The following is a 23,197-nucleotide window of genomic DNA, read 5'->3' on the forward strand; positions in this document are numbered from 1 at the left end:
ATCGAGTTATGTAGGCTGTATTATAGCTCTAATAATCCGTTAGTTTTCTTAACGCCCTCTGCGCTTTCTGCAAGGTGTGCTTTTTCTGCGTCGTCAAGGTTGATCTCTACTATTTTTTCGATTCCGTTTTTACCTAGTACTACTGGCACACCGATACAAAGATCAGAAAGACCGTACTCACCATCTAGTAGTGTAGAACAAGGGAATATTTTCTTTTGGTCACAAGCTATTGCTTGTACAAGACCTGATACTGCTGCACCTGGTGCGTACCAAGCAGAAGTTCCAAGAAGTTTAGTAAGTGTTGCTCCACCTACTTTAGTATCTTCTTTTACTTGAGTAAGACGATCGTCAGAAATAAATTCTGATACTGGTACACTGTTGCGAGTTGCAAGACGTGTAAGCGGTACCATTCCTTTATCTGAGTGTCCACCTATTACCATACCGTCTACATCAGAGATAGGAGCTTCAAGAGCTTCGGCAAGACGATACTTAAAACGTGCACTGTCAAGAGCACCACCCATACCGATGATACGGTTTTTAGGAAGTCCAGTTACTTTGTGAGCTAGGTAAGTCATTGTATCCATAGGATTAGATACTACAATAAGGATCACGTTAGGAGACTCTTTTACAAGACTAGCAGCAACACTTTTTACAATACCTGCGTTAATACCTATAAGTTCTTCACGAGTCATACCTGGCTTACGAGGTATACCAGAAGTAATTACCGCGATATCACTACCAGCAGTTTTTGAGTAATCACCAGTAGTACCTGTGATTTTTGTATCAAAACCGTTTAAAGAAGCTGTTTGCATTAAATCCATTGCTTTACCCTCGGCAAAACCTTCTTTAATGTCTACTAATACTACTTCACTAGCAAAATCTTTTATTGCGATGTATTCTGCACAGCTGGCACCTACGGCTCCAGCACCTACTACGGTAACTTTCATTGGATATAATTTTTAATATTTATGTTGATTTATAAAGCTTTTCACGGCTGCTACGAAAATACGATATATCCCTCTTTTTATGTAATCTATCTTGATAAAACTGTCTTAAGAGAATTCAAAAAAAAATCCCTGTCACTACAAGTAGTGACAGGGATATAACAAGCTTGAATTCACAATCCAAATGAATCAAATATTATGTTGCTTGTTTTTTTAAACCATTTCAAATACCCAACTTAGAATAGTTTAATAATCAACGTATGATTACGCTGGTGTAAATGTAAGACGACTTTAGAAAAGCGATTGCTTGTTAATACAAACCAGCTTCAGACTTACTTAGATATGTATTTAATCGATTAAATAAGCGTTTTGTCGATTAAATATTTGATTTTAGTCGATAATGTGCATCTCTTGTAAGTAGGTGGTTTCAAAAAAAATCCCCACTATTAGATAGCGAGGATTTAAGTATGACTAAATTCTTTAAAATTAAACCCCTACATCTAATCATAAGAAAATAGCGATTAGTGCAGAACACTAATCATATACGGGTGCAATTTAAATATTTCTTAAACCTCAAAACATTACGGGATTAAAATCATATCCTCATTATTCTTTTGTGTATTTAATCGATTATAAAGTGTTTTTAGACGATGTTTTTTAAAGTAAGGTTGAATCATAACGTATTTATAATCTGTAGAGAATTCCTATGTTAGAATTTGTAAATCTCCCTAGTGTTAAGATGTGAGATAAGCTCCACTTTGAGAAATGATAGCTCACCCCAATCTCACCTCTTATACCGGTTTTTTGAGTATCAATTTTTTCTACTAGCTGATTTAAAATAGATAAGAACTGACTTTCTTGACCATTGAGCGAAAAATCATAATTGCTAAATGTTATTCCTAAGTTACCCATAAACTCAAATTTCTTATGTCTCTTCGAGGTTATAAATTGAAAAAGCATCGAATTTGAAGCTATATCCATACCATCTACTTCTAGAAGGGGAGTTGCCTCTGTGTCATCTGGATTGTCTATAGTAAAAGCATCTAATTTTATTCTTAAGTCAAACCGAGCGTATGAAGCAGCAATAGCATACTGCAGTGATTCTGAATTTTCTTGTTGAGAGCTGTATTGATTGAGGTTGTGTTTAACGCCTATACCATAAATATTATATGCAGCGTCTTCAATGGGTATTCTAGGGGAATAACGTAGAGTGATCTCTGTCTTTTTCCATAGACCTATAGAGGTCTGTAAAAAGGGGTGGAAAAGCACACTTTGTTGTACACCTTCAAAAGCTTGTAGTTCATTAGGTTCATCGCCTATGGTAAAATCAAAAAAGGTAGAAGTCTCACCGCCTAATGCACTCGGTATGATAGCGCTGCTCGAACCATCACGAATGACGAAATTATTGAAATCCGAATTTGAGACTTCAAAACTACGCTTATTATTGGGCGTAAATAGCGTATTAAAGTGCAAAGAAATTTTGGTTTCGAATAATCCCAATGAACGGGCATTATCTACCCAAGCTGCAGAAGATTGAAATGAGCTTGCCTCTGCACCGGGTGTAATAAAACCTTCAGAAATAAAAACGAGGTCTTGTACTGTGTTTTCTACATCTTCAAAAACAGATTGGGCTTGAAGCGAAGTGCAAATAATTAAATTGAAAATGCAAAGGAGTAGTTTTAGTTTCATAATCATATAGGTTTCAGTAGGAATATGGGAAAATACTATTTATCAAACTATTAGAGAATTGGTAATGCTATTTAAAATAAAAAAAGGCTCTAAACCTAAGTTTAGAGCCTTTTACGTATATAATTAAGAGTGTTTAAGCGTCTATGTTTGCATAGATAGCATTCTTCTCGATAAACTCACGGCGAGGTGGTACCTCGTCGCCCATAAGCATAGAGAATATTCTATCTGCCTCTGTACCATTATCTATGGCAACCTGGCGTAGTGTTCTAAACTCAGGATTCATAGTTGTATCCCAAAGCTGCTCTGCATTCATCTCTCCAAGACCTTTGTATCGCTGTATAGATACACCTTGATTCCCTAATCTATCTGCTATCGCATCACGTTCTTTATCATCCCAAGCATATTGCTTTTTCTGACCTTTTTTAACCAAGTATAATGGTGGTGTTGCGATGTATACAAAACCTTTTTCTACCAGCTCCCTCATATAGCGGAAGAAGAAAGTAAGAATGAGAGTAGAAATGTGACTACCATCTACATCGGCATCACACATAATAACTACTTTGTGATATCTAAGTTTTGAAAGGTTCAGTGCTTTGCTATCTTCCTCCGTACCTATAGTTACACCAAGAGCGGTGAAGATGTTTTTAATCTCTTCGTTTTCAAAAACTTTATGCTGCATTGCTTTCTCAACGTTCAAGATCTTACCACGTAGTGGTAAAATGGCTTGAAACTCACGGTCACGACCTTGCTTAGCCGTTCCACCTGCCGAGTCTCCCTCAACAAGAAATACTTCACAAACTGCAGGATCTGTTTCAGAACAGTCAGATAATTTTCCAGGTAAACCACCTATACTCATTACCGTCTTACGTTGCACCATCTCACGCGCTTTCTTTGCTGCGTGACGAGCTTGAGCTGCAAGAATTACCTTTTGAACAATGGTCTTAGCATCATTCGGGTTTTCTTCCATATAGATCTCAATCATCTCTGCCACTGCTTGAGATACTGCAGATGTAACCTCACGGTTACCTAGTTTGGTTTTAGTTTGCCCTTCAAATTGTGGCTCACTAACCTTTACAGAAATAATAGCTGTAAGACCCTCACGAAAATCATCTCCCGCAATGTCAAACTTAAGTTTATCTAGCATTCCAGAGGCATCTGCAAATTTCTTAAGTGATCCCGTAAGACCACGACGAAAACCTGCAAGGTGTGTTCCTCCTTCGTGTGTGTTAATGTTGTTTACATATGAGTGTAAGTTCTCTGCATAGCTATCATTATAAATCATAGCCACTTCTACAGGGACACCATTTTTCTCTCCTTCCATAGAGATAACGTTCCCTATAATAGGGTTACGGTTACCATCTAAGAAACGTACAAATTCTGAAAGACCTTCATTAGAGTGAAAAGTTTCATTTTCAAACTCACCATCTTCTTTCTTATTTCTTTTGTCTGTAAGTGTTACAGTGATACCTTTATTAAGGTAAGCCAGCTCTCTTAATCTTGAAGCAAGCGTGTCATAATTGTACTCTGTAGTTTGCTGGAAGATAGAATCATCTGGAGTAAACGTAACTTCGGTACCTGTAAAATCTGTATCACCTATAGCTTTTACTGGGTATAATGCTTTACCACGTTCATACTCTTGCTCCCATACTTTACCTTCTTTATAAACCGTAGCTTTAAGATGGTTAGAAAGTGCATTCACACAAGATACACCTACCCCGTGAAGACCACCAGAAACCTTATAAGAGTCTTTATCAAATTTACCACCGGCACCTATCTTAGTCATTACTACTTGTAATGCAGATACACCTTCCTTTTTATGAATCCCTACAGGGATACCACGACCATTATCTCGTACCGTGATTGAGTTATCCTCGTTAATAGTAACATCTATAGCGTCACAGTAACCTCCCATAGCCTCATCTATAGAGTTGTCTACCACCTCATATACCAAGTGGTGCAAACCTCTAACTCCTACATCTCCAATATACATCGAAGGACGCATACGTACGTGCTCCATTCCCTCAAGGGCCTGAATACTATCTGCCGAATATTGCTTTTTATTAGCGTCGTCGCTCATATTATAATTCTTAAAATATTGTCTAAAAACAAATATAAAGAAAGGGTCTCCAGAAAGGTCTTAAAAACCCTCGAAAACCCTTGAAGTTATTAACATTTTGTGGAAAAATACAAGCCTCTTTTTAGCGCAATTTGTGAGGTGCATTTTTACGCTTTCGCGAAAGCGGAATTATGATCTTTAAATATCTATAAAGCTTTAATTTTTCATCTCAGTTGGCGCATTGATCTCTGCCTCTGGCGGAATGCGTTTTGCAAGAAATAAAACCTGACCTAAGTGACTTGACTGGTGTTCCATTACGTGAAACCAGGCATAGTAATTATTCATCCCATAACTAGGTACTTCTTCAAGAAGCCACTCGTCACTTGCAGACTTAAAAAGAGCTTTAGTGCGCTCTCGAACTTTTGTAAACTCCTCTAGATAATAGCTTACGGGCTTGCCTTTAAACTCCTCTTGAGCCTTTTTACCTAAGTCTAAGGCTAGTCCCCACTTTTTTGCTTCTTCTTCATTAAAGCCTCTGTTTTCAAATGTTCTTACTTGGTAAAATGCCTCTGCTGCTGCTAGGTGCATTACGAGTGCACCTATGCGATTTGCATTTTCATCGTGTAGATGGTCTATCTCGTGCTGAGACATTCCTTTTACTCTATACTCAACTCGCTCTTTCAAATCATCTAGCATTGATATTAAAACACCTAGCTGGGGAGCATAACCATCTTCAGACTTAATTTCGGCTGGGCCAAAGTCCATAGTTTCGGTACCTTCTCCTGTTATCATCAGGGAGTGTGCTCCGGAAAAAGCATCGCTAGATGATTCTAGTGTGTACTCTAGTACAGAACTGCTGTTTGTGCCGCCTATACCTTCTAACCAAGAGTCTATTTTCTCTCCTTTTGCTGTTTTTTCAAAGTCGGCATTTCCTAGTGGAAAATCTGTCATTATGCCGTTACTGTCTTCTATTTGTAAAGAGAAGTTATCAAAATAGAATGTTCCATCAGATAGCATCAAACCACCTATAAGTAATCGTTCTGCATTTTTACCTATGGTTCCTTCAATGATATATTCTTTCCACTCTGGATCTCTGATTGGTCTATCACCCATATTATCAAAAAAGCCGTTCTCATTATTCTTCATATCTACTCGGGCCCATAGTCCTGCCCAAGCTGTGGAGTCTGCAATTTCTGCCTTTACAGCTGCTTTAAGAATAAATTTGCGCTCCTTGTCCATACTCATATCTATAGATTGAGAAAAGGCTGTCCAGCTGTTTGATACTTGAGATTGCTGAGCTTTTGCAATAAATGAGCAGCAGAGTAATATGATAAGAGTTGGAATAAATTTCATTGGATTGACTTGTTTGGGTTCTTACTGGCTTTATTAGTAGCAAGATAGGGGTTTTGTTACACCATCCCCTTAACCTCCTCAAAATCTAACCCGCCATAATTCCCACTACTCATAAGCAGTATGGCTTTATTTTTAAGCTCTTGTTCAAATAGAAAGGCTTTAAAATCTGCTGGGTCTGTAAATATGGTAAGGTCATCACGTTTAAACGCTGCTGCGATTTGCTGCGCTGTGATAGGTTCTAGTTTTTTGATTTCGACAGCTTTTGGTGAGTAAAAAACCACCGCCACATCTGCAGCATCTAGAGCTCCTTGATATTCGCTTAAAAACTCAGGATTAAGACTGCTGTACGTATGAAGCTCTAGGCAGGCTACAACAGTACGGTCACCATACTGTTCTTTTACGGCGCTTGTAGTTGCAGCTACTTTAGAAGGACTATGCGCAAAGTCTTTGTAAATAACCGTGTCTTTACTTTTGGCGATAAGTTCTAGTCGCTTGCTAGCTCCTGTAAAGGTTGAGATCGCTTCATAAAAATCTTCTTCTACAACACCCATATGCTGGCAGATCCACTTGGCACCGGCTAGGTTATTGAGATTATGTTTCCCAAAAACTTCGATAGGCATCGCGCCATCTGGAGTTTCTAGTAGGGTCTCACCATCTTCTACCGTGTACTCAGGTGTCTGGTAAGGATATTTTTTAATGTGAGCAGTGGCATTCTCTACTACTTTCACCACATTTTCATCTTCGGTATTGTACACCATTGCACCACCGTTTGTCATTGAGTCTACAAAAATCTGAAACTGCTCCACATAATTTTCAAACGTGGGAAAGACATTGATATGATCCCAAGCAATACCGCTTAGTAGGGCAATATTAGGCTTGTATAAGTGAAATTTTGGTCTGCGATCTATAGGGCTACTCAGATACTCATCACCCTCTAGCACCATAAAATCTGCGTCATCTGTCATTCTCACCATCGTGTCAAAGCCTTCTAGCTGTGCACCCACCATATAGTCTACCTCTTTATCCCAGTAATGCATCACGTGCAGTATCATAGAGGTGATGGTGGTCTTACCGTGAGATCCTCCTATAACGACCCTAGTTTTGTCTTTTGCACGCTCATATAGATATTCTGGATATGAGTAAATGTTGAGACCTAGTTCTTGTGCTTTGAGTAGCTCTGGGTTGTCTTCTTTTGCGTGCATTCCTAAAATAACTGCATCGAGGTCGCTTGTTATTTTTTCTGGAAACCAGCCAAATGCTTCAGGTAATAGTCCATATTTTTCAAGTCGAGATTTTGACGGATCAAAAATCGTGTCGTCACTACCTGTAACTGTCTCTCCTTTGTGATGTAAAGCAAGTGCTAGATTGTGCATTGCGGCTCCACCTATGGCTATAAAATGAATGTTCATATGTTGTAAAAGTCTTTATCGTAAAAATAAGATTTCGATTCCAAATGTGCGAGTATTATAAGTTCTATTTTGGGTGTGAGTACGCTTTCGCGAAAGCGTAACAAAAAAACAATATCTTCTCTCAAGACAAGCTGCCAAAACACTGTTACGACTGCAAAAAGGCGTTTGTTTATGCAGAAATATTGACTCTCTGCGAGTTGTCTGTACTGACATAACGACATTCTCAGTAAAAGGCACTATTTTTGTCTAACCGATACCAACGTTCTGCTTACGGAACACAGAAAACGCACAACCAAATGAGTTTCTTCAAGAAAATATTTTCAAAAGAAAAAAAAGAAACCCTTGATAAAGGGCTAGAGAAGACCAAAACGAGCTTCTTTGATAAGATGAGTAAGGCAGTTGCCGGAAAGTCTAAGGTAGATGATGATGTACTTGATAATCTTGAAGAGGTGCTTGTTACCAGTGATGTGGGTGTAAAAACCACGCTTAAGGTAATCACGCGTATAGAAGAGCGTGTGGCCAAAGATAAGTATGTAGGTACAGATGAACTTAACAGGATCTTACGTGAAGAAATTGCCGGTCTACTAAGTGAGACAAACACAGGTAACGCAACCGAATTTGAAATCCCAACCGCAAATAAACCACACGTGATTATGGTGGTAGGTGTAAACGGTGTGGGAAAAACAACCACTATAGGAAAGCTTGCTTACCAGTTTAAAAAGCAAGGTAAAAAAGTGGTGCTTGGTGCGGCAGATACGTTTAGAGCAGCAGCAATAGATCAACTGCAGGTATGGGCAGATCGAGTAGATGTACCTATTGTAAAACAACAAATGGGAAGTGACCCAGCCTCAGTAGCCTTTGACGCACTAGAGAGTGGTGTAAAACAAGATGCAGATGTAATTATTATAGATACTGCCGGGAGATTACACAATAAGGTAAACCTTATGAACGAGCTTACTAAGGTGAAGCGTGTGATGCAAAAGGTAGTGGGAGATGCTCCTCACGATGTACTTCTTGTACTAGATGGTTCTACGGGTCAAAACGCCTTTGAACAAGCAAAACAATTTACAGCAGCTACAGAGGTGACTTCGCTAGCCGTAACAAAACTAGACGGTACCGCAAAAGGTGGTGTGGTGATAGGAATTTCTGATCAGTTTCAAATCCCTGTAAAATACATTGGAGTAGGAGAAGGTATCGAAGATTTACAAGTCTTTAATAAAGTAGAGTTTGTAGATAGTTTCTTTAAGTAAGCCATCACTTTTTTATGAAACTCGATTTTAGGTGGCTTCCAGAACTTACGTTGCGCACCTTACGAGTGGTTGCTATTGGTTTTTTATTACTTAACCTGTATAGCGTGTATGGAGCATACACTGCGGTAAGGAGTGATATTGTGCCTAAATATCTAGCGCAGTACACCGCTTTTCCTCACTATATATTTATTGCCTTTTACAGTCTCATTATATTTTATATATGGAGAATCCTTAAAGGAGCGATTGCTTCACAATACTGGTGGGTACCCGTAATTGCAGTAATTATATTTGAGTCTACTAAGTTTTTTATCTACGGTTTCTTGATGTGGGTTAGTCCTTTTCAATAATTAAGCTATTAGTTGATAACAGCCATTATTTTTTCCCATAAATCTGTATCAAAACCAGAAGGACCTAATAATGACTCTTCAGTTGCATCGCCTAGGCGTATTACTACTAGTCCTTCACTAGGTAAAACATATACTTTTTGATCATCTTTACCTAAACCAGCAATGAGATCATCTGGAGCAGTAGGGATTAATTTTCCTGTAAATGTTGTCGTGGTGCCGGGTAATCTATAGCTGTCTTGCCCATTAAGCCACCATAAATATCCGTAAGCCTCATTAATATCTTGAGAAGGCGTTGTCATTTCTGTAAAATATGAGGCATCTATTAGTTGATTTCCGTCCCAATTTCCTTCATTGAGCGTGAGTAGTCCAAAACGCGCCATACTTCGAGCTGTACTAAAGTATAATCTAAAATAGCCAAAAGGCACCCAGGCACCCGTCATACCAGTTTGTGACTTAAGCTTATTGTCATAGTAGGTATTAAAATCTTCGGGTACAGCTGCTGTTACTACGTCTTGTAATAAGGTGTAAAAAGCGTTATGATAGTACCACTCGGCACCAGCATCATTCAGGTAAAGAAGACACTCAGGGTCAGAGCAGTTGGTATCGTCTACTGTATAATCTCCTCCGCTGGTCATCGTGAGTTGGTTACGTATTGTTACCGCTGCTTCTTGTTCTGGAGTCATAGTAGTCCATCCCGTGCCTAGATAATTGCTGGAAGCATCATTTATAGATAAGTAGTCTTCTTGTTGAGCAATACCTACGGTGTAAGCCGTGAGCGTTTTTGCAGCGCTATTCCAGCGATGGCTTGTAGTTGCGTCTGTATCTTGATAATAATTCTCTACTACTATTTTTCCATCTTTAAGGATGATAAAAGCTTTGCTGTTATTTTCTGCTACATAATCAGTAAGATCTTGTAGGGCTGTAAGATTCCAGTTAAGAGTAGACGGGCTTGTCACTTCCCAAGTGTCACCTGCGATAGGAGGGAAGTATAGATTACTCGTCTCGCTAGTATCATCTGGCTCTTCTGCGATGGTATCGTCAGTTATAATAATCGTATCATCTGTGATGATTTCATTATCTGTAGTTGAACACGATAGACTTATAAGTAATAAGAAATATAGATAACGCATCATTGAAGCTTTATGATAGGACTCTAAAATATAAAAAAGGATTAATGTAGCTCTCATAATTAGGGAATTGGCAGTTTTTAGAGCTATCAAAAGGTGTAAAATATCAAGGTGCTATTTACTATGTAATTTGGCTTATCTTTGCACTCCCTTAAAAGGAAGGCTATGCGTACAAAATCATTGAAGAAGAATAAGATAAACGTAGTAACTCTAGGTTGCTCAAAAAACGTTTATGATAGTGAGGTCTTAATGGGCCAGCTTAAAGCAAATGAGATGGATGTTGCTCACGAAGAAGATGGTAACATCGTTGTGATTAACACCTGTGGTTTTATAGATAATGCAAAAGAGGAGTCTGTAAACACCATTCTTGAGTATGTAAAGCAAAAGGAAGAAGGCGATGTAGACAAGGTATTTGTTACAGGATGTCTTTCTGAGCGTTATAAGCCGGACCTTCAAAAGGAGATTCCAGATGTAGATCAGTATTTTGGAACAACAGAGCTACCAGGATTACTTAAAGCACTTGGAGCAGACTATAAGCACGAGCTTATAGGTGAGCGTATTACAACTACGCCAAAAAACTACGCCTACTTAAAAATAGCCGAAGGCTGTGATCGCCCTTGTTCTTTCTGCGCAATTCCTTTAATGAGAGGTAAGCACAAGTCAAAATCTATTGAGCACCTCGTAGTAGAAGCAAAAAAGCTTGCTGCAAACGGCGTGACAGAGTTAATCCTTATCGCACAAGATCTTACGTATTACGGTCTTGATTTGTATAAAAAACGTAACCTAGCAGAGCTTCTTGAAAACCTTGTTCAAGTAGAAGGTATAGAATGGATTCGTTTGCATTATGCATTTCCTTCTGGTTTCCCGGTAGATGTACTTGATGTGATGAAGCGTGAGCCTAAGGTGTGTAATTACCTTGATATTCCGTTGCAACACATTGCAGATCCTATCTTAAAATCTATGCGACGTGGTACAACAATGGCAAAGACAAATGCGTTGTTAGAACGCTTTCGCGAAAGCGTACCAGAGATGACCATAAGAACTACGCTTATTGTAGGATATCCTGGAGAAACCGAAGAAGATTTTCAAACGCTGAAGCAATGGGTAAAAGATCAACGTTTTGAGCGTTTAGGATGTTTTACATACTCACACGAGGAAAATACACACGCATATAATCTAGAAGATGATGTGCCAGAGGATGTGAAAATGGATCGTGCAAACCAGATTATGGAGATCCAATCACAAATCTCTTGGGAGCTCAATCAGCAGAAGATAGGGAAGGAGTTTAAAATTGTTGTAGATCGTAAAGAAGGAAACTTCTTTATAGGTCGTACAGAATTTGACTCACCAGATGTAGATAATGAGGTGCTAGTTGATGCGACTAAGTTTTATTTAAAAACTGGAGACTACGCAATGGTAAAAGTAACAGAGGCAGAAGATTTTGATCTCTATGCAGAGCCACTTGTAGCCCTAGAGCGACCACAAGCACTACACGCAAAACGTGCTACTAAAAAATAGGAAGTAGTAAATTAATTTACAAAAAGCCTTTTGGAACAAATGTTTTGAAAGGCTTTTTTGTGTGTAAGAGTTTGTTTGCAAGGCTTACATTTGTAGCACTAAAAAAGCTTTTTTTATGCGTATTATTTGTCTAGTATTTTTTGCTTTAATTCTTATTACTTCTTGTAAAGAGTCAAATCAAACAGAGATTGAACCAGTAACAGAGCAGCCAGCAATAGCAGCGTCTACTACTAATTCATCACTCACTGCGATACAACTGCCCTCTACAGGAAAATCTCATTTACCTAGACTCAAGTCGAGTGGCGGTAAATTACATATGACTTGGGTGGAGCAAGAAGACAAGATGGCAATTTTAAAATATGCTAGTTACGATAGTGCCAAGTGGAGCCAACCTAGAACCATTACATCTGGAGATAATTGGTTTGTAAACTGGGCAGATTTTCCAGCCCTAGGAGTAAATGGTGATTATGTGCTGACTAATATCTTAGAAAAATCTGCAGAGGGCACTTATGATTATAATATAAAGCTTCAATTATCAAAAGGCGATGTGATTATTAAAGATGATTTCCTACTCAATACAGATGGCGTAGATGCAGAGCACGGTTTTGTATCTATACAAGCATATGATGGAGGTTTTTATGCTACTTGGCTTGATGGTAGAAATACAAAAAACGAAGACAAGAGTAAAAACCAAATGACGCTCCGCAATGCCTACATAGATTTAGCGGGAAATATAACTCAAGATACAGAGATAGATAGTCGCGTTTGTGACTGCTGTAATACAGCAACAGCTATTACAAATAATGGACCGGTTGCCGTGTACAGAGATCGCTCAGACACCACACCAGAGATACGAGATATGGCAATCGTGCGATGGGTAGATGGAGCGTGGTCAAAACCTATGGTTATAGGTAATGATAATTGGGAACTTAACGGTTGCCCCGTAAACGGACCTGCAATAGCAACCAAAGAAGAAAATGTGGTGGTGAGTTGGTTTACTGCAGAGGGTGATGCTCCTAGAGTGCTCACCGCTTTTTCAAATGATAATGGAGCCTCTTTTGGAGGTGCAATCCGTATAGATAACGGAAACGCAATAGGTAGAGTAGATACAGATTTTATGAGTGATGGTAGCGCTCTCATCTCGTGGTTAGAACCAATGGTTGAAAACGTTGTACTACAAGTAGCACGAGTATATGTAGATGGCACACACGATGCCCCAGTGACAGTAACCAATACCTCTGCCGAACGACAAAGCGGTTTCCCACAACTAGAAGTTGTAGGCGATTCGATTTTTGTCGCCTGGACAGATCTTGATGGTGACAACAGCGAGGTCAAGATGGTGAGGTTTGAGATGGACTAGCCTAGTTTTCCCAATAAAGCGCCCTATTCCACAACAGTGTCCCTCTTTCAAGAGGGAGTCAGGGAGATGTCCGCAAGAGTAAGTAAACAAAAAAAATGCCCTGAAATAGGGCATTTTTTTTGTTTTAGTAAGTATTGAATCTACAACCTAAACTTCCCATTATTGGTCAAGAAAATAGCATTGGTAAAGAATAGCTTTCCATTGTGCCAGAACGCTCTAAAAAGTGGGTCGTCTACCATATAGATAACGCTTCCGCGCCCCATACGTTCTTCTCCAAAAATAAGAGAGTTGCTTAGTTTTCCTTTTGCCGTTTCTCCTGCAAATCCTGCTACATTCTCTACCTCTTCAGGAATCCACGCTACATTGTAGCCACGATCCAGATATGAGTAGGAATTGCTTCCTAGCTTTAAACTGTAGTACGTGTCTGGATAGCCAAAAGCCATAGGGTGCGTCGTATCTACTTTAGTCTTAAAGATAGAACCTGTGATAAAGTTTGTAGTACTTGCATTCTCACGATCTGCATATGGAGTTAGGTTTTCTTTCTTGTCGCTTTTTTCGGTATCGCTGCCGCCGGTATTTCTTTTTATTGAAAATCCAGATTTTCCAGCGAGGCTTCCTACAGCGTTTGCTAGTGCAATTACTTTACCGCCACCACGCACAAAGTCTTTTACCTTGTCAAGGTTACTTTCATTAAGTACGCTTCCGTACCAGCCGCTAGGCATCACGAGCACATCAAATTCATCAAGATTTACACGCCCTAGCTTATCTGCATTTATAGAAGTCACTGGGTACTGTAATGTCTGTTCAAAAAAGTACCACGTAGCTCCATAACTCAATGATGAGGTTGCATCTCCTTTAAGTAATGCAATTTTTGGCGGATTGATAAGCTTTACTTGTGACGACCCAAAATCTGGTCCAGAGCTTGCAAATGAGGTTGTCGTAGCGGTAAGGGCTCTGTTATGCTTTCGCGAAAGCGTACTCAACACCTCATTAAAATCTTCACGTCCCAGATTATCACTTTTTGTGATGATTAAAGAACCGCGCTCGTAAGAAACTCCATTATTTACAAAGGGTTGCTCGCTAAAACGTACTCTAATACCTTCCTTAAGAAGTCCTGCTAGAAACTGTGCATCATCAAGACTATTCCACTTCCCGATGTAGCCCGCTACATTCGTGCTTGCTGTGGTTGCATTGGTTTTAAAAGGGCTTGCGGCATTTGCTTTTACAAGTGATGTGCTTGCCACGGCATTAAGACCGTAAGCGTGTGGTAAATTCCACGCGGTGATATCATAAGTGAGCGGTGTGCTTAGTTTTGCATCTGGCTCAAAAAGTGCCTTTACCATTTTTCCTTTTGGCTGGTCTGTACTTATCACCATTGCTGTGTCATAGCTCATACTACCTTGACCGTTTGAGGTGTAGTTAAAACCTGTTGCCTTTCCGTTTGAGGCAAAGCCATAGTTTATCTCGTGCTTGTCCATTAAGTCGGCTAGCGCTTTGAGATTATCTACATTACCAGAAAGTACGTAGCTTTTATATTTGAGATTGTTGTTATTAAAGTATGCTTTAAACTCTGAGTTGAGCTTTGCAGCATTTTTTACAGAAATCTCTACGGTAGAGAGTCCTGTGGTTTTGTGGTGTGCTACACGATCTACTAGCGTGAGTTCATAACCTCGATCTGTGTCAATACCTAAACCGGCACGACCGTGACCTGCTTGTTCATAGGTCATCCCTATTGCTCCCATAAAGGTAGGGTAGGTGTCACCGTAAGAAGGGTAGAGTAAGTCAAAACTCTCTCTTGTAAAAAACAGCCAACCTTCCTTATCAAAATAGCGTGCGTGATTTGCTCCTATTTGCGTTTGGAAATCCATCTGCCAGTCTGTGATAATCTCGTGATATGGCTCTGCTGCAGGAGCAAAATAATAAGGGTTGTTTATTCCTTGCTCGTGAAAGTCTACGTGCACGTGTGGCATCCACTTGTTATATACTTTTAATCGTTGTTGTGACTCTACTTGTGATGCCCACGCCCAGTCGCGGTTAAGGTCAAAAAGGTAGTGATTAGGTCTTCCTCCTGGCCACGGCTCATCGTGCTCTGCAGCTACTTGTGCTGGGTCGTAAGGTGTAGACGCTACTTGGTTAAACCAGTTTGCATAGCGATCACGCCCGTCTGGATTTACACAAGGATCCATAATTATAACAGCATCTTTTAACCATTCTTTTTTTGACGTAATTAACTCATATAGAGTCACCATAGAAGCCTCTGTAGATGATGCTTCATTACCGTGCACGTTATAAGAAAGCCAGACTATTGCCTTGTCAGCCGTACCAGAGTTGCCTGTTGCAATACCCGTTTGCTCAAGGTTTGCCTTGCGTATATTTTCTAGATTGCTATGGTTTGCGCTTGTGGTAATAAGAGCATATGTAAGAGGTCTACGCTCGTTAGTTTTACCATATTCTTGATAGGTGACTAGGTCACTATTTTCGGCTACGTGTTCAAAGTAGCGCACCACGTCTGCGTGGCGTGAGAACTGTGTTCCTATCTCATAACCCAGAAATTCTGATGGAGATTGTACTTGAGCGGTAAGTAATGTTGTGAGAAATAAGGCGACAAAAAAGCTGTAGATTCTGAGCATTTGGTTGGTTTTAGCAAAAGCTAAAGCTATAAAAAGAGCTCGCCGCAAATCAGCGTTTTAACGTTTTTTTGGGAAAACTCGCAATTTATCAGAATTATCTTTACTATCTAAACCATAATTTATGCCAACCGACTGTCTGCCGTACCGAGAAACGGGGTATTTTTCTAATCTTATCACAAACTATCTAGATCAAGAAGAAGCACTTAAGCCCTTTTATCACAGATTTCCTACAGCAGATAATCTTATCAAACAGGCAGAAGAGAAAGGGCAATTTTTTAGTCCGCTTTCGCGAAAGCGTTTATACGATTCCCTTACCGCGCAATATAAAAATACAAACACCTCTGCCGAGACGCAGCTCAATCTAGAGCACCTTGCCAGCGAAAATACATTTACCATCACCACAGGGCACCAGCTCAATTTATTTACGGGGCCGCTCTATTTTTTATATAAAATTATCTCTGTGATTAATCTCTGCAAGGAGCTTAAAGAGAAAGATCCAGACCGCAATTATGTGCCTATTTACTGGATGGCGACAGAAGATCACGATTTTGACGAGATTAATTACTTCAATTTTCAAGGTAAAAAAGTGCAGTGGAATCGTGAGGACGGTGGCGCCGTAGGCGAACTCTCAACCGATGGACTGGCTGAGGTACTAGCATTATTTAAAACACAGCTAGGGACTTCAAGAAATGCGGAGTACCTCTCAAAACTTTTTAACGATGCATATCTCAATCACGATAATCTGGCAGATGCAACTCGCTATTTAGGTAACGAACTGTTTGGCGAGTACGGTCTTGTCATAGTAGATGGTAACGACTCAGGACTTAAAGAATTATTTGCTCCTTATGTACAACGAGAATTGCTAGAGGGCGTGTCGCACGCAAAGGTGACACAGCAAACCGAGCAACTCACTGCGCTAGGGTATCCAGAGCAAGTACACCCTCGTGAGATTAACTTGTTCTACATCACAAAAGGCATCCGTGAGCGTATTATCAAAGTGGATGATATGTATGTGGTAAATGATACAGAAATCCGCTTTCGCGAAAATGAGATACTCGACGAGCTTGCCAACCATCCAGAACGGTTCTCGCCTAACGCCTTGCTGAGACCACTTTTTCAAGAAGTGATTTTGCCGAATCTTTGTTACATAGGTGGAGGCGGAGAGCTGGCGTACTGGTTCCAACTGAAAACATATTTTGAAGAAGTAGGAGTTCCATTTCCGGCATTACTACTTCGTAACTCGGCATTAATACGTACCGAAAAGCAACGTACAAAAGCCGAAAATCTAGGCGTGTCGTTACCAAATTTATTTCTAAAACAAAACGAACTTATCAACCGAAAGGTGCGTGCCATCTCAAATATAGAGATAGACTTTTCTGCACAACGCAGCTTCTTAAAAGAGCAGTTTAAAGCAATGCACTTACTAGCCGAAGAGACAGATGCTAGTTTTATAGGAGCCGTAAAAGCTCAAGAAGTAAAGCAACTCAAAGGTTTAGAAAACTTAGAGAGTAGATTGCTGCGCGCACAAAAGCGTAAACTAAGTGATCACGTACAACGTCTAGTAGATTTACAAAACGAGGTATTCCCAATGCAAAGTCTGCAAGAAAGAAATACCAACTTCTCACAGTTTTATTTAGAATTTGGCGAGCAACTCATCCCTGAGTTAGTAAATGCGCTGGAGCCGCTAGGCGGCGAGTTTACGGTGGTTACTTTGTAGAGTATATCTAATGGTTGGGCGTGTCCAAATTGTACATTATATTACCCTCATTATCCCTCTTTACAACTAGAACCATACAACAAGCACACCCTTGCCTTCTTGTACACTCAGAATAGGGAATTGTTTTGTTTTCAAGCGCCTCATTTATAGATATATATGTTCCTGTTAGGTCTTTGCTTTTTTCACAGTCATTGCAGCCAATCATACCAAAATGATAGTGAAGACCATTTCCCCGATTTAATAAGTCAATATTAACTTTAGTGTGGTTGTATAATGCTAAAATTTCGTTAGCTTTTTTAAACTCAACTCTTCTTCGAAAATCAAGCATAGCTGAATAAATCTTTAAATTTCTTTCGTAAAAGCCTAGAACATCATTTGATTGAATTTTATTTTCATTCAGTAGGTTGTTGAAAATAAACCAAAGATAGTTGTCAATACTCTCGGTATTAGTTTTCTTCCAAGTTTCATAGTAATCAATGATATTTTGTTCTTCCATCCCAAACTGAGAAAGAAAGTTCATATATTTTTCAATAAGCCATTCAAGATTTCTTTTATTCATATCTATAAATTCAACTGCCTTATCCCTTCATAAGCTACAATTCCCACGGCATTTGCGAGATTTAGGCTTCTGATGTGTTCGCTAAATAATGGGATTTTATAAAGTTGGTCGGGGTGTTTTTCGGTGATTTCTTTTGGGAGTCCTTTAGATTCTTTTCCAAAGACGAGAAATAGGTCCTCTTCAAAAGGAATGTCATAATGTGACTTTGTGCCGTGACTTGAAAGAAAGACCATTTTCGCGAAAGCGTTCTTTTTAAAAAAGTCATCTGTATTATCATAATACTGTACGTCTAGATGCTGCCAGTAATCAAGACCTGCGCGTTTAAGGCGGGTGTCGTCTATCTCAAAACCAAAGGGTTTTACAAGGTGCAACTTGCAGCCAGAACCGAGGGCAAGCCTACCTATGTTACCTGTGTTGTTTGGAATTTCTGGATTGATGAGTACAATATTGAGCATAATGGCTTGCTTGATGGGATGTATGGTGTATAAATGGTGTGTGAGATACTAATGTTATCACAAAAACTAAAGCTTGTCACGGGCTATAACTCCCGTCTACAGTATCTTTACCCAAAAATAGCATTTTGAGAGTAAACTACTTCCCCCAAAAATTGATATATCTTATTGCCATCGTACTTTTTACGGTAGGTAATACACAGACGGCACAAGCACAGGATTTTGAAAAAATTAAAGAGTTTTTTACGTTTCATCCTAACCACAAGGCTGTTGCAAAAGATAGTACTTTATATGCATCTAAGTTTATAGCAGCACCAGTAATGAGTTACAGTCCGGAGACAAATTTTGCCTTTGGGACGGGTGCAAAATACTTATTTAAATTTAACGGTAGTGGGGAGGAGACGCGTGTGTCTAATATGCCTATCACGCTGCAGTACACACTTAATAGTCAGTTTTTTGTTTATTCTGGATTTGAGATTTTTACTAACCAAGAGAAATGGGTGATAGAGGGTAATATCCTTTTTCAAAATTACCCAAGACTGTTTTATGGTTTTGGCACAAACTCACCAGAAAGTGCAGAGGAGGAGTATAATTATTACCAGTTGCTAGTGGAGCCTATCTTTTTAAAGCAGGCTTTCACACGTTACCTTTTTGTAGGTGCTGGTGTGCGATTTAATCACATTTACTCTGTTGATATAGAAGAGGGCGGACTTATAGATCAAACCAGACCTACGGGTTATGATGGGTCTACATCACTAGGTGTTGAGGTTGCAGCGCTGTATGATAACAGAAATAATGTGCTTAATGCTCAAAATGGATGGTATCTCGAGACCACGAGAGGTCAATATTTTGAGGCGCTAGGAGGTACACATAACTTTGATTTGACACGTTTTGATTTAAGACATTACACAAAGCCATTTGCAGATAAAGATGATATTCTCGCATTCCAGATGGTGGGAAGATTTACTCGTGGTGACTTACCGTTTTCTGAGTTTTCTTTTCTTGGAGGTAGTGAGATTATGCGTGGTTATAGAGAAGGCCGTTATGTAGGTAGAGATTTACTGGCAAGCCAGGTAGAGTATAGAAAGACGTTTAAGAACTCTCGTTTTGGCGCTGTACTATTTGCCGGTGGAGGTGATATCTATAATGATGTGAGCGATTTTCAGTTTAAGAATTTAAAACCTACCTATGGAGGTGGTCTTCGTTTTATGATAGATAAGGAAGAGCGTCTCAATCTTCGTTTTGATGTAGGTTTTGGTAGAGGCTCTAGTGAGTTTTACTTAGGGATTGCAGAGGCATTTTAATAGCTAGCAGCTAGTGCAATTTGCATCATTTTATTTTTAGAGATAGGAACAAAATTTCTATATTACTCTGAAAATAATCCTGATACGATGCTTAAACCTGTACTCTTTTTTCTTTCCATTTTTTTAGTTTGTAGTTGTGCTCAACAACAAGAACCAGAAGTTGCCATAAACCCAGAAACGTACTGGGGAGAAAACCCTTGGCCAGACATTAGAAAGAAGCGTATTAGTCAGCTATTACCGCAAGCGCTCAAAACTGCAGAGGTAGATTGCTGGATGACTATTTGTAGAGAAAATAATAATGACCCCATTGCAGATCACATAGGAGGAGAAAATGCTGGTGGTACCGCCGTGTTTTTATTTTATAACGACGCAACTGGTTTTCACTCTAAGGTATTCTCACCTTCTGGAGAAGCAACTGCGCTAGATGACCTAGATATACACGAGGAGGTCGTGAGTGTAGCGCGAGGAACCTCTGCTATTGAGCAAGCGTCAGATTTTATCAAAACAAAAAATTTTAAAAGTATTGCCGTAAACACATCTTCAAAAAATGTGATGGCAGACGGACTTACGCATACACAGTATGAAGAAATCGCTACTGCCTTAGGTGACGAAACCTCAAAACTAGTATCCTCTGAAGAGGTGGTCTATGAGTGGTTATCTATAAAGCTACCAGAAGAAGTTGCCATCTTAAAGAAAGCAGCAAAGCTCACTGCCCAGTGGCAGATTGAAGCCTACGAGCAAGTAGTGCCTGACACATCTACAGATGCAGACATTGCAAAATATTTAAAACAAAGAATGACCGAGTATGGCGTGACAGATGGATGGGCACCTGCTCAAAACCCTAATGTAAATTCTGGGCCAGACCGTGGGCACTCGCACGCTACGGATAAAGTAATTATGCCTGGTGATGTCATACAAATAGATTTTGGCATCAAAGTATATGACAGGTGGGTGACAGATATACAGCGATTTGCATATGTTTTAAAAGAGGGTGAGAGCGAGGCTCCAGATGAGATTATGCATTACTGGGAAAGTTCTAAAGCTGGAAATAGGGCAGCACTCGCTGCGATGCAACCTGGCGTAAAAGGAGTAGATGTAGATAGAGCCCAGCGTATACTTATGGAAAAAGCAGGGTCTGATTATGTGATGTGGAGCACGGGTCACCCCGTAGGCTATGTCGCTCACGATGTAGGACCTAATCTAGGAGGTTCTCAAGCGTCACACGTAAGACCAGCCTCTGAAAAAGTGATTAAGGAAGGGATGACGTTTGCCTTTGACGGTTTTCACTCTTGGAAACTTGCAGACGGTGGTGTAAAAACAATGTCTGTAGAGGAGATGGCCGTAGTAACAGAAAATGGAGCGGAGTATCTTATCGCTCCACAAGAAGAACTTGTTATTATCTCAAATTAATAATTTAAGCAAAAAACCAGTAATCCTTAACCGCTTCTTTACCCCAAGCATCGAGTAGTGCTTGTATTTCCTTCTTTCCATCTGGAGAAGAAACTACAATCATAATCTGTGCATTTTTTATAGATGGCACATCTGTAAAAGATTGCATACGTACATCATAAATGTCTTTACCTATCTGTTTCTCATTATTAGAAACCCAGTGAAAGCTGTCATTATACGATTGTAAAATTTTAGCCATATCCTTACCGTTGCGACCGGCACCCCAGAGTACGAGTGGTCGTGTGTTATCACGATCTATCTCATAAAAGAAACGCATTTTCATATCAAAATAACGATTGTCTTTATACTCGTCCCAAGTACGTGAGATACGGTTAGAGCGATCACGCCAGTGGTGAAGTATGGCATCTATCCCTATAACTTTGAACCCGTGTTTATACATACGGAAACATAAATCATAATCTTCTGGATAAATAACAGGATCAAAAGCACCTACGGCATCAAAATCATCTTTATGAATCATCCAGCAATGTGACGGGATAACACACTCTTTATAAATCTGCTGGTAATGTGTGCTTGTTCTTGCCACCTCATTAAGCCAGCGCTCATAGCGTAAAAAACCATCACCTACCTCGCCCTCATCTACAAAGTGCTCTGTACCTCCAGCAATCACGTGCCCTTTTCCATACTTATGCCACTCATCTACGAGAAGCTGAATTTTATAATCTGGCATTTTATCATCAGAGTCCATCCTGTTGAGCAGGGTTCCGCGTACTTCTCTGTATCCACATTGTAATGTTGGGATGAGCTTATAGCCGTCACTGTCAAAAACACGAACGCGCTCATCTTGCTTTGCAAATGCCGCAAGAATCTCTGGAGTCTCATCTGTACTGTGATCATTTACAGCAATAAGTTCCCAGTTTTGATACGTCTGGTTTATAATCGAGTTTATGCAATCGTGTAGATATGGAGCCGTGTCTTTTACGGCCATTATGATAGATACGAGGGGTTGATTTACAGCCACGATTTTGGAAGGTTTTTTGTGATTTCTATAGGGTCAAAAGTACTACTTTCTCTCGCGCCGTGTTCAGTCACCCATTTTGCGGTTTCTTGTAATCCTAGTGCAAGTGTTGTGGCTGGTTTTGGGCTAAAGATTTCTGTAAATTTTGAGTGGTCTGCATAGGCGTGTACTACTTCCTCGCGTTGTTCAAGGTGGTTGATAGTCACTTCTTTTTTCATAGCAAGTTCTACTTCTTTAGCTAGATCATTTACCGTGTTTTCGGTATCTGCGCCTATGTTAAAGATTTGGTTGTCCGCTTTCGCGAAAGCGTAACTAGCCGCAATATATGGTGCCACATCATCTATGTAGGTAAAAGCACGGGTTTGATTTCCGTCGCCAAAGATGGTAAGCGGTTCATCCTTTAACATCTGATTCATAAAAATACCCACTACATTGCGATACTTATCTCCAATGTTTTGTCCAGGCCCATACACATTGTGCGGACGAAAGATAATATAGTCTAGCCCAAACATTTTATGTGCATTATCCAGATCCATCTCTACCGCATATTTTGCAATACCATATGGGTCTTCGGGTTGTGGTTTTTGAGATTCTTTAAGTGGTAATTCTTGAGTTCCATACACAGCAATAGAGCTTGTAAAGATGAACTTCTTTATGTTGTGATTAACCGCAGCATTAATGAGGTTGATACTCCCAATGAGGTTATTCTCATAATTGAACTTACGTATAAAATGGCTCAACCCTTCGGCGGCATATGCAGCTAGATGATAGATGTAATCTATGTGATGTTGTGCAAATATCTCATCTATAAGTGTGGTGTCTGTAATGCTTCCTTCTATAAAAATCGCACCTTGAGGTACATTGCTTGTAAAGCCGCCAGAGAGGTCGTCAAGTATGATTACTTGGTGATGTAAAGCTAGTAAATGACGAGCAACGTGGCTTCCTATAAAGCCAGCGCCACCGGTAACTAATGAGGTTATTTGCATACTGCAAACTTAGGAAAAGGAATTGAGAGGGGCGTTGTTACGCTTTCGCGAAAGCGTAAAAAAAAACC

General features: G+C 39.8%; 18 protein-coding genes. 7 read left to right on the top strand and 11 right to left on the bottom strand.

What is annotated here, in order from left to right; genetic code table 11:
* Positions 1 to 20: 20 nt before the first annotated feature.
* The 5 genes from mdh to Q0948_RS10535 all read right to left on the bottom strand — a co-directional run bounded on the left by mdh (position 21) and on the right by Q0948_RS10535 (position 7,451).
* Positions 21 to 947 (bottom strand): malate dehydrogenase, encoded by a 927-nt coding sequence (gene mdh, locus Q0948_RS10515; RefSeq protein ID WP_035327767.1) that lies wholly within the window; start codon positions 945 to 947, stop codon positions 21 to 23.
* A gap of 681 nt (positions 948 to 1,628) precedes the next feature.
* Positions 1,629 to 2,633 (bottom strand): DUF6588 family protein, encoded by a 1,005-nt coding sequence (locus Q0948_RS10520; protein ID WP_298352101.1) that lies wholly within the window; start codon positions 2,631 to 2,633, stop codon positions 1,629 to 1,631.
* Between the two features lie 133 nt (positions 2,634 to 2,766).
* On the bottom strand, positions 2,767 to 4,710 hold the full coding sequence (gene gyrB, locus Q0948_RS10525) for a DNA topoisomerase (ATP-hydrolyzing) subunit B (RefSeq protein WP_298352104.1): 1,944 nt from the start codon (positions 4,708 to 4,710) through the stop codon (positions 2,767 to 2,769).
* 195 nt (positions 4,711 to 4,905) lie between these two features.
* The gene (locus Q0948_RS10530) at positions 4,906 to 6,042 is read right to left on the bottom strand and encodes a DinB family protein (RefSeq protein ID WP_298352107.1); all 1,137 of its coding nucleotides are present in this window, start codon (positions 6,040 to 6,042) and stop codon (positions 4,906 to 4,908) included.
* Between the two features lie 56 nt (positions 6,043 to 6,098).
* Entirely contained in the window at positions 6,099 to 7,451 is a 1,353-nt protein-coding gene (locus Q0948_RS10535) for a Mur ligase family protein (RefSeq protein WP_298352110.1), read from the bottom strand.
* 296 nt (positions 7,452 to 7,747) lie between these two features.
* Here Q0948_RS10535 and ftsY point away from each other — a divergent pair, with 296 nt between their 5' ends.
* Complete coding sequence (gene ftsY, locus Q0948_RS10540; RefSeq protein ID WP_298352113.1) at positions 7,748 to 8,701, top strand: signal recognition particle-docking protein FtsY; 954 nt, start codon at positions 7,748 to 7,750, stop codon at positions 8,699 to 8,701.
* A gap of 14 nt (positions 8,702 to 8,715) precedes the next feature.
* Positions 8,716 to 9,048, top strand: coding sequence for a hypothetical protein (locus Q0948_RS10545; RefSeq protein ID WP_298352116.1), 333 nt, complete (start codon positions 8,716 to 8,718; stop codon positions 9,046 to 9,048).
* An 8-nt stretch (positions 9,049 to 9,056) separates the two neighbouring features.
* On the opposite strand, the gene Q0948_RS10550 is transcribed toward Q0948_RS10545, so the two are convergent.
* Positions 9,057 to 10,178: a serine hydrolase gene (locus tag Q0948_RS10550; RefSeq protein ID WP_298491340.1), complete on the bottom strand. Its 1,122-nt coding sequence runs from the start codon at positions 10,176 to 10,178 to the stop codon at positions 9,057 to 9,059.
* Positions 10,179 to 10,340: 162 nt separating this feature from the next.
* On the opposite strand from Q0948_RS10550, the gene rimO reads away from it, so the two are divergent.
* Positions 10,341 to 11,693: a 30S ribosomal protein S12 methylthiotransferase RimO gene (gene rimO, locus Q0948_RS10555; RefSeq protein WP_035327787.1), complete on the top strand. Its 1,353-nt coding sequence runs from the start codon at positions 10,341 to 10,343 to the stop codon at positions 11,691 to 11,693.
* A 115-nt stretch (positions 11,694 to 11,808) separates the two neighbouring features.
* The gene (locus Q0948_RS10560) at positions 11,809 to 13,053 is read left to right on the top strand and encodes a hypothetical protein (protein ID WP_298352126.1); all 1,245 of its coding nucleotides are present in this window, start codon (positions 11,809 to 11,811) and stop codon (positions 13,051 to 13,053) included.
* Positions 13,054 to 13,193: 140 nt separating this feature from the next.
* On the opposite strand, the gene Q0948_RS10565 is transcribed toward Q0948_RS10560, so the two are convergent.
* Positions 13,194 to 15,683, bottom strand: a complete 2,490-nt coding sequence (locus Q0948_RS10565; RefSeq protein ID WP_298352129.1) for a M14 family metallopeptidase — start codon at positions 15,681 to 15,683, stop codon at positions 13,194 to 13,196.
* A 121-nt stretch (positions 15,684 to 15,804) separates the two neighbouring features.
* On the opposite strand from Q0948_RS10565, the gene bshC reads away from it, so the two are divergent.
* A complete protein-coding gene (bshC, locus tag Q0948_RS10570) occupies positions 15,805 to 17,400 on the top strand; it encodes a bacillithiol biosynthesis cysteine-adding enzyme BshC (protein WP_298352131.1) in 1,596 nt (531 codons plus the stop codon).
* 7 nt (positions 17,401 to 17,407) lie between these two features.
* Here bshC and Q0948_RS10575 read toward each other — a convergent pair whose 3' ends face one another.
* Positions 17,408 to 17,959, bottom strand: a complete 552-nt coding sequence (locus Q0948_RS10575; protein ID WP_298352134.1) for a hypothetical protein — start codon at positions 17,957 to 17,959, stop codon at positions 17,408 to 17,410.
* Positions 17,960 to 17,961: 2 nt separating this feature from the next.
* On the bottom strand, positions 17,962 to 18,417 hold the full coding sequence (locus Q0948_RS10580) for a tRNA (cytidine(34)-2'-O)-methyltransferase (protein ID WP_298352540.1): 456 nt from the start codon (positions 18,415 to 18,417) through the stop codon (positions 17,962 to 17,964).
* Positions 18,418 to 18,566: 149 nt separating this feature from the next.
* Between Q0948_RS10580 and Q0948_RS10585 the strand changes: the two genes are divergently transcribed.
* On the top strand, positions 18,567 to 19,715 hold the full coding sequence (locus Q0948_RS10585) for a BamA/TamA family outer membrane protein (protein WP_225969287.1): 1,149 nt from the start codon (positions 18,567 to 18,569) through the stop codon (positions 19,713 to 19,715).
* A gap of 87 nt (positions 19,716 to 19,802) precedes the next feature.
* Entirely contained in the window at positions 19,803 to 21,125 is a 1,323-nt protein-coding gene (locus tag Q0948_RS10590; RefSeq protein WP_298352144.1) for a M24 family metallopeptidase, read from the top strand.
* 4 nt (positions 21,126 to 21,129) lie between these two features.
* Here the strand turns inward: Q0948_RS10590 and Q0948_RS10595 are convergent, their stop codons facing one another.
* On the bottom strand, positions 21,130 to 22,146 hold the full coding sequence (locus Q0948_RS10595; RefSeq protein ID WP_298352147.1) for a glycosyltransferase family 2 protein: 1,017 nt from the start codon (positions 22,144 to 22,146) through the stop codon (positions 21,130 to 21,132).
* A complete protein-coding gene (locus Q0948_RS10600) occupies positions 22,137 to 23,129 on the bottom strand; it encodes an NAD(P)-dependent oxidoreductase (RefSeq protein WP_298352150.1) in 993 nt (330 codons plus the stop codon). The genes Q0948_RS10595 and Q0948_RS10600 overlap by 10 nt, the downstream gene beginning before the upstream one ends.
* Positions 23,130 to 23,197 lie beyond the last annotated feature (68 nt).

The sequence above is a fragment of the uncultured Dokdonia sp. genome (assembly GCF_947496725.1).
GTDB lineage: Bacteria > Bacteroidota > Bacteroidia > Flavobacteriales > Flavobacteriaceae > Dokdonia.